Origin of the sequence: Rhodococcus sp. O3, assembly GCF_048897285.1 — a bacterium.
In the GTDB taxonomy this organism is placed as follows: Bacteria; Actinomycetota; Actinomycetes; order Mycobacteriales; family Mycobacteriaceae; genus Rhodococcus.
In genome coordinates this window covers 1-7,810 of record NZ_JBMBTE010000174.1, presented here as the reverse complement: position 1 = coordinate 7,810, position 7,810 = coordinate 1, and the positions used below count along the sequence as shown (strand labels likewise).

The window sequence follows — 7,810 nt, the reverse complement described above, 5'->3', positions numbered from 1 at the left end:
CAGGCCCAGACCAACCGCAACAACACCTGCAACCGTGTCAAGGAACTGCGGCCGGCAGGGAAGGACTGCGACGAATACCCCTTCGCGTCGACCTATCAGGGAGGATCTGTTCCCGGAACCAGAACATGGGAAGGAAGTGAAGTAGCACTCCCCAACATTCCGGTCTTGGATCCCGCTGACCCTGACAATCTAGGTGCACCCGGCACCAGCATGAGCTACATCAGCAGCCGATCGAACCGCAGCGGTGGTGGAGTGCTGAACTGGTTCTACCGCAAGAACAGAATCCTGGACAACGAACGCTTCTACGTGCGCGGGAGCTAACGTGCCCCACTGAGTGGCTGTTCACTCAAGGCAATCTCTACAACACCATCCATCGAGAAGGGTTCCGTGCGATGCAATCCGAAGGCACCGTCAACGTCGATCACCACCAGTTCATCTTCGGCGAACTGTATGTCGATACCACCGAGCCGGAATCGCACGGGACCCTGATCGACGCCGGGCAACGGTTCGTCTCGTTCTACACCGGTATCGCGTACGGACCGGTTCGAGTGCGGGTCGAGCTGCACGAGCGGACGCCCGATGATGACCGAACACAGGATTGGGAGGTGGTAGAGGAAACTACCATCGAGGCCGAGACCGAGATGCGCTTGGCTGCGATCGACGGGACGATCGTCGCCTCGGTCGGCTCGGTTGCTCCCGGGAACTACATGCTGCGAGCCCATGCCCGCGGACGTGACAATGCGTACGGCCAAGACGTTTCGCAACCCTGCGAGGATTACTTGATCGTGCTGTGGCCCACCGATCAGCTTGCTGCCGGGGTACGCACATTGCGCAAGACCGACATCGCATGGTCACCATCGACGCAGGTCGACGAATCCAGCCTGTCTACCGAGTACGTCTATATCCGCGACGAGTCCGGTGCTGTGCTGACCGTTCCACCACAGAGCCCCGAAGCGGGGGCGGTACGGACACAGATGAAGCAGTTCGGCGGCAGACCTCTCACCCCGGCACTCGAAGCAGTGTATTCGAGCCGCAATGTCGCCGGTCTCGACCGCGAGCTGATCGATTGGGTCGAAGCAACCGACGAGGACCAACGGTGGGCTTTCGCCCGGTGGTGTGTGCGCCGGGCTTGGGAGCGGGCGGGGATCGCTGACCTCGAGTGGTGGCAGGCCGTACTCGAGGACATGGACGCCGGCACGATTGGTCATCCCGATTTCATTGCCAGCAACGCTGCCCGCAACCGCCTTGATGCCGATCCACGTATCAGGCGCACCATCGTGTCAGGGCTGCCGGCTAAACACGAGATGGTCCAGCAGTACATGGCGCTGTTGACCTATACCCGCAGCATGTATCCCGGGGTGGGTTCGCTCGAGGCGGCTATCGAAGCGTTCTGGGGTGCGGCGCGCACCTACGGGATGGACTATCTCGAACTTACCGCGGCCGCGCACCGGGAGTTTCTCGACAGATAGAACTGCTGGCAGGTCGCTCAACGTCGACACCCGCGCCGGTTCGCTGCTTGGTTGTGCCGCCGAGTATTCCGCCTCGGCGGGTGGTTCGCGTCCCCTGTGGTCCTCTGTCAATGCGATGGTCGTGGATGTCGTCGACGCTATCCGGGTGCGAGGCACATTCCATAGAATGGGCGAATCGGCGAGGGTCGGAGGGGTGTGCGTTCGGACATTGACGAGCTCCGTCGCCTTGCCCGTGATCCGTCGATCTGTAGCGGTGTTTTCTTTCAGTCTTGGCCGTATCTCAACATATGTCGAGATGCAGCGAAGATGAGCGAGATGGGCGGGGCAGATTAACTGGGCCGACCGCAGCTTTATAAAGCTTCTGAGCTGCGGTTTCCCGGAATGAAACCTTGACTGGCGCCTCGTCTCACCGAGACTCTGTCAGTCTGTAGCGGCGTGTCCTGTCAATCTTCACTGCATCTCGACAACAGCAGTCCCGTGAACGACGACGGCCGGACGTCGAGTCGGTCCGTTGCATACGAACCGATCCGACATCCGGCCACCGGAAGCGGAGAAAGCTGTCAGGCGCGAACCGACAGGCCCACCTTCTGGAATTCCTTGAGGTCCGAGTAACCGGACTTCGCCATCGCCCGGCGCAGCCCGCCGACGAGGTTCAGCGAACCGTACGGATCGTCCGACGGCCCGCTCAGCACCCGGTCCAGGCCGGGACGCTCGTCGTCGACCTCGACCTGCAACACGGACCCACGCGGCATGGACGGGTGAGCCGCGACGGACGGCCAGTACCAGCCGCGGCCGGGCGCCTCGGCGGACACCGCCAGCGGCGCACCGAGCACGGCCGCGTCGGCACCGCACGCGATGGCCTTCGCCAGGTCACCGGCGGTCTCGATGTCACCGTCCGCGATGACGTGCACGTAGCGGCCACCGGTTTCGTCCAGGTAGTCGCGACGGGCCGCGGCAGCGTCCGCGATCGCGGTGGCCATCGGGATCCCGATTCCGAGGGCGCTGCTGGTCGTCGTGGCACCGGCCGTCGAGCCGTAGCCGACGATGACACCGGCCGCGCCGGTACGCATCAGGTGCAGAGCCGTGCGGTGATCGCTCACACCACCGGCCACGACCGGCACGTCCAGCTCGGAGATGAACGTCTTGAGGTTGAGCGGCTCGTCCTCGCCGTGCGCGACGTGCTCGGCGGAGATGATCGTGCCCTGGATGACGAGCAGGTCGATGCCCGCCTTGATCAGGTCGGGGGTCAGGGCACGCGCATTCTGGGGGCTGACCCGCACCGCCGTCGTCACGCCCGCGTCTCGCACCTCGCCGACCGCCGCGGCGAGCAGCTCGGGTCGCAGCGGAGCCGCGTGCAGCTTCTGCAGGTAGGCCACCGCGGCGCTGGGGTCCGGGTTCGTTTCGGCGAGCTCGACGAGCTTGGTGATCTCCGACTCGACGTCCTCGTGCCGGCCCCACAGACCTTCACCGTTGATGACGCCCAGACCGCCGGCCTTGCCGAGTTCGACGGCGAACTTCGGCGAGACCAGCGCGTCGGTGGGATGCGCGAGCACCGGGATGTCGAATCGGTAGGCATCGATCTGCCAGGCCGTCGACACCTCCTTGGAAGACCGCGTCCGGCGGGACGGCACGATGTCGATGTCGTCCAGCTCGTAGGTGCGCCGGGCGGTGCGGCCCATGCCGATTTCAACGAGGTCGCGCACGCGCGCCCCTTTCTCGTGTGAGGCCGGTTCTCCCCTCGCGGGCGAGACGGGAGAACCGACCGGCGTGATTCGAACGTGCGGCTAGCGGGCCGCGTAGTTCGGTGCCTCCGCGGTGATCGTGATGTCGTGCGGGTGGCTCTCCTTGAGCCCTGCAGCGGTGATCTGCACGAACTGCGCCGACTGCAGCTGCTCGATCGTGGCCGCACCGGTGTATCCCATCGCCGCCCGCAGGCCGCCGATGAGCTGGTGGGTGACCTGCTGCAGCGGGCCTCGGAACGGGACCCGGCCCTCGATGCCCTCGGGGACCAGCTTGTCCTCGGAGAGGACGTCGTCCTGGAAGTACCGGTCCTTCGAATACGACTTGGCCTCGCCACGCGACTGCATCGCGCCCAGCGAACCCATTCCGCGGTAGCTCTTGAACTGCTTGCCGTTGACGAGGATCAGCTCACCGGGGGACTCGGCCGTGCCGGCGAGCAGCGAACCGAGCATCGCCGTCGACGCACCGGCCGCGAGGGCCTTCGCAACGTCGCCGGAGAACTGCAGGCCACCGTCGGCGATCACGGGGATGCCGTGCGGTGTGGCCGCGGCGGTGGCCTCCAGGATCGCGGTGATCTGAGGTGCACCGACACCGGCGATGACGCGGGTGGTGCAGATCGAGCCGGGTCCGACACCGACCTTGACCGCGTCGACGCCCGCCTCGATGAGGGCGGCCGCCCCGGCGCGGGTCGCGACGTTGCCGCCGATGATCTGGACGCGATCGCCGACCTCCGCCTTGAGCTTGGAGATCATCGACAGCACGCCCGCCGAGTGACCGTGGGCACTGTCGACGACGAGAACGTCGACGCCGGCGTCCGTCAGCAGCATCGCGCGGGTCCACGAGTCTTCGCCGACACCGACCGCCGCGCCGACCAGGAGGCGGCCGTCGCGGTCCTTGGTGGCGTTCGGGTGCTGCTCGGTCTTGACGAAGTCCTTGACGGTGATGAGTCCGGTGAGCTTGCCCTGTCCGTCGACGATCGGGAGCTTCTCGATCTTGTGACGGCGCAGCAGCCCCAGCGCGGCCTCGGCACTGACACCTTCGCGTGCGGTGACGAGCGGTGCCTTGGTCATGACCTCGGCGACCGGCCGGTTCTGATCGACCTCGAACCGCATGTCGCGGTTGGTGATGATGCCGACGAGCAGGCCGTCGTCGTCGGTGACCGGCAGACCCGAGATCCGGAAGCGGGCGCACTTGGCGTCCACCTCGGCGAGGGTGTCGGTCGGCTTGCAGGTGACCGGGTCGGTGACCATGCCGGCCTCGGAACGCTTGACGGTCTCGACCTGCGCTGCCTGGACCTCAGCGGACATGTTGCGGTGCAGCACACCCATGCCGCCGGCACGGGCCATGGCGATCGCCATTCGCGACTCGGTGACGGTGTCCATCGCGGAACTGACCAGCGGGATGCGCAGGCGGATCTCGCGCGTCAACTGGCTCGACGTGTCCACCTGACTCGGGACGACATCGGACGCCGCGGGGAGCAGCAGCACGTCGTCGAAGGTCAGGCCCAGCATCGCGACCTTGTTCGGGTCGTCGCCGCCGGTGTGCACGTGCCCTCCGGTACTACTCATGCGGTTCGGACCCTCCATGCCAGTCGATACGGTGCGGGTCCGGACGAGTTCCGGCCCGACAGGTTCTGAGCGTGAAACGACGCTGTCGCGGACGACGGAGCGGCGACGAGGCGCCGGCGTCGTGAGCAGCAATGTCGTGACCAACAATGTCGTGAGCGGTACGAATATTCCCCGGGCGATCCGAGGCAGCCGGTACGCTCACCTCCCCATCGTATCGTTTGCCGCAATCGGTACTGCCGCAGCCCGCACCCCGTTGCCCAGGGCCGGCAGGCCCGGTCCACGAGGACCGCAGGGCCCTGTCGGTCGGCGTGTCCACCGCTACGGCTGGCGCAGACCCCACCGCACTGCGTACCGTGGGTGTCGTGCGTGATCAGTTACCTCCGGGTCTTCCACCGGACCCCTTCGCCGGAGATCCCGACGACCCGTCGGCCGCGCTGGACGCGATCGAGCCGGGTCAGCCGCTGGACCCCTCGGAGCGGTTGGCGGTCGAAGAGGACCTTGCGGACCTCGCCGTCTACGAGGCATTGCTGGCCCCGCGTGGGGTCCGCGGTCTCGTCGTGTGCTGCGAGGACTGCCACCAGGACCACTACCACGACTGGGACATGCTGCGCGCGAATCTGCTGCAGCTCCTCGTGGACGGAACGGTCCGACCGCACGAACCCGCATACGATCCCTCGCCCGAGGCGTACGTGACGTGGGACTACTGCCGCGGGTATGCGGATGCGTCGATGAACGAGGCGCTTCCGGCGGACCCGTACGGCTTCGATTCCTGAACACGGCACCGAACACGACGAAACGCGGCGCCGGCACACCCGAGAGTGTGGCCGGCGCCGCGTTTCACGTCGGGGTGACCGTCAGGGCACTTCCGTGGTCTCTTCCAATCGTGTACGCGGTGTATCCACCGGCGCGCTGATCGATTGCTGCTCGAGAGACGACGTCGTCGATGCCGAAGCGGACGCGGTCGTGGTGGGCGGATTCGTGGTGGACGGCGTCTGCGGCTGCGTGCTCGGCTCGGTAGTCGGCTGCGGCTGCGGCTGCGTGGTCGTCGGGCGGGTGCTCGGCTCGACCGGCGGTACCGACGGCTGCGTCGTCGGCTGGTTCAGGATTGTCGGATCGGGCGACGAGGACGGGGACGGGGACGGTTGCGTCGCGGCGTCCGACGGGGTGCCCGACGGTGTTCCCGAGCCGGTCGTGCCGGGGGTTTCCGGAAGCACCGCGGCGTCCGACTGCGGGACCGTCGCCGGGGGCACCGGCGCAGGGACCGGGGCCGGAACCGGAGCCGGGATCGGCAGACCGGGCAGCGGGACCGGCACGAGCTTGCTCAGTTCGTCCGACAGTCGTTGCAGCCAGTCGCCCAGTTCGTCCCGTTGACCGGCGTCGACGACATCGCTGGATCGGACCTGCGCCGATTCGAGCAGTTGCTTGGCGACCTCGGTGTCGCCGGCGGCGAGCGCACGCTCCGCCTGCTCGAGACTCGATGTCGTATCGATCCGCGCGACGGTGCTCTGCGCCTGCTCGCTGAAAACGACTTCCTTGACGCCCCAGAGTGGGTCACCCGGTTCGGCGCCGTAGGACACGGCCGCCGCACCGCCGACTGCTATCGCGACGAGGGCAGCGGCTCCGGCGATGGGACGCAGCAGGCGAAGCTGGGTGCGGGAGCGTGCTCGACCGGCCGCCTCCGCATCGCGGGCATCGATTTCTCGATGGACCGCGGCGACGATCTCGTCGAGCTCGGGGCCGGCCGGTAACGGCTCGGAGAGGATCTCCGCGCGCCATCCCGCCAGCAGCGTGGCAAGTTCGTACTCTTCGTCCGATTCCGTCGTTACCGGACCGTCACCGGAGATCGCGTCGATGAGGGCATCATCACGACGCACTGCCGCGATGTCCACCGGGGTGCCGTCGTCGGCGAGATCAGCGTGGAAGTCGTTGTCACCGCGCTTCCTACCCATTCCTCTCACCTGCTCTCGTCACTTCCTTCTTGAGTCTGGCGATGGCTCGGTGTTGAGCCACTCGAACGGCCCCCGCCGTACTTCCAACTGCGGCTGCCGTCTCCTCCGCCGACAACCCCACCACCAACCGCATGATCAGGATCTCGCGTTGCTTCTCCGGGAGCGTGCCGAGCAGGTCTTTCATCTGCCGGCTCGTCTCCGCGTTGAGCGCATGTTCTTCCGGGCTGTCTTCCAGCGACATCACTTCGGGAACGTCAGCGACCGGGTCCGACCGATTACGGGCGGTACTCCGATGCGCGTCGGCGACCTTGTGCGCTGCGATCCCGTAGACGAACGCCATGAAGGGACGTCCTTGGTCCTGGTATCGCGGCAGCGCCGTCATCACAGCCAGGCATACCTCCTGCGCCACGTCGTCCGCGGAGTGCTGGCCGCGCTCCGCAGACCCGACCCTTGCCCGGCAGTACCGCACGACCATGGGCCGGATGCTTGCGAGAACCTGGGCGAGGGCAGCCCGATCGCCTTGCGAAGCCGCAGCGACTGCCGAGTCCAACTCCTCACCCATAACAGTCATCGATTGCGTATGTCCTGGTGTTACAAGTGGCACGTCCCCGCCCGGGAGTGCTTCCACTGACGGTGGAACTCCACCAGCCTAACGACATGCCCGGACAACTCCGATTCGCCCTGGCAGAACTAGTTTCGGATCGTTGCGAAGCGGCCGCCGCGACAGGTCACGACCTGGGCACATTCGTCCCGCACGTGATCTGCGCCGGGCACAGCACCGATACCGTGTGCCAGCATCGCCGCCGCCCAGCGCAGCGGCACCAGACCGTGTTCCGCGCAACGCTCGGACACGTCGGCAACGAGGACACGCGCCGGTCCGAGGTCGGGGTCGCCGGTCGCCGACGCCGCGCGCAGCAGGTCGGATTTCACCCGGTGCCGCACGGACGGGCTCAGATCGGCCCGCGCGGAGGCCTGCGCGGAGTGCTGCTTCGCAGTCGCGAAATCACCCGAGGCCAGCGCAGTTTCCGCCGTCACCCAGTGCAGCCTGATCCGCTGCCGCCAGAGGGCCGTGCCTTTTTCCGCC

The 7,810-nt window shown here is 66.7% G+C and carries 7 protein-coding genes and 1 pseudogene; 3 read left to right on the top strand and 5 right to left on the bottom strand.

The features are described 5' to 3' along the window. Together ACN675_RS26485 and ACN675_RS26480 are read left to right on the top strand one after the other, a co-directional pair. The coding region (locus ACN675_RS26485) for a NucA/NucB deoxyribonuclease domain-containing protein (RefSeq protein WP_420753653.1) at nt 1-321 on the top strand (321 nt) is incomplete at its 5' end. A 71-nt stretch (nt 322-392) separates the two neighbouring features. Further along, nucleotides 393-1,469 carry a hypothetical protein gene (locus tag ACN675_RS26480; protein WP_420753652.1) on the top strand — a complete coding sequence of 359 codons (1,077 nt, stop codon included), beginning with the start codon at nt 393-395 and terminating at the stop codon, nt 1,467-1,469. A 560-nt stretch (nt 1,470-2,029) separates the two neighbouring features. Here ACN675_RS26480 and ACN675_RS26475 read toward each other — a convergent pair. Both ACN675_RS26475 and guaB read right to left on the bottom strand, forming a co-directional pair. After that, nucleotides 2,030-3,172, bottom strand: coding sequence for a GuaB3 family IMP dehydrogenase-related protein (locus ACN675_RS26475; protein WP_420753651.1), 1,143 nt, complete (start codon nt 3,170-3,172; stop codon nt 2,030-2,032). An 81-nt stretch (nt 3,173-3,253) separates the two neighbouring features. Further along, nucleotides 3,254-4,777 carry an IMP dehydrogenase gene (guaB, locus tag ACN675_RS26470; RefSeq protein ID WP_420753650.1) on the bottom strand — a complete coding sequence of 508 codons (1,524 nt, stop codon included), beginning with the start codon at nt 4,775-4,777 and terminating at the stop codon, nt 3,254-3,256. A gap of 362 nt (nt 4,778-5,139) precedes the next feature. Between guaB and ACN675_RS26465 the strand changes: the two genes are divergently transcribed. Continuing rightward, nucleotides 5,140-5,550 (top strand): DUF5319 domain-containing protein, encoded by a 411-nt coding sequence (locus ACN675_RS26465; RefSeq protein ID WP_197250866.1) that lies wholly within the window; start codon nt 5,140-5,142, stop codon nt 5,548-5,550. A gap of 81 nt (nt 5,551-5,631) precedes the next feature. Here the strand turns inward: ACN675_RS26465 and ACN675_RS26460 are convergent, their stop codons facing one another. The 3 genes and pseudogenes from ACN675_RS26460 to ACN675_RS26450 all read right to left on the bottom strand — a co-directional run. Beyond that, the gene (locus tag ACN675_RS26460; protein ID WP_420753649.1) at nt 5,632-6,726 is read right to left on the bottom strand and encodes an anti-sigma-D factor RsdA; all 1,095 of its coding nucleotides are present in this window, start codon (nt 6,724-6,726) and stop codon (nt 5,632-5,634) included. Further along, complete coding sequence (locus ACN675_RS26455) at nt 6,719-7,297, bottom strand: sigma-70 family RNA polymerase sigma factor (protein ID WP_420753648.1); 579 nt, start codon at nt 7,295-7,297, stop codon at nt 6,719-6,721. Before ACN675_RS26455 ends, ACN675_RS26460 begins: the two co-directional genes overlap by 8 nt. Before the next feature lie 119 nt (nt 7,298-7,416). After that, nucleotides 7,417-7,810: pseudogene (locus tag ACN675_RS26450) on the bottom strand (hypothetical protein); the annotation flags it as partial.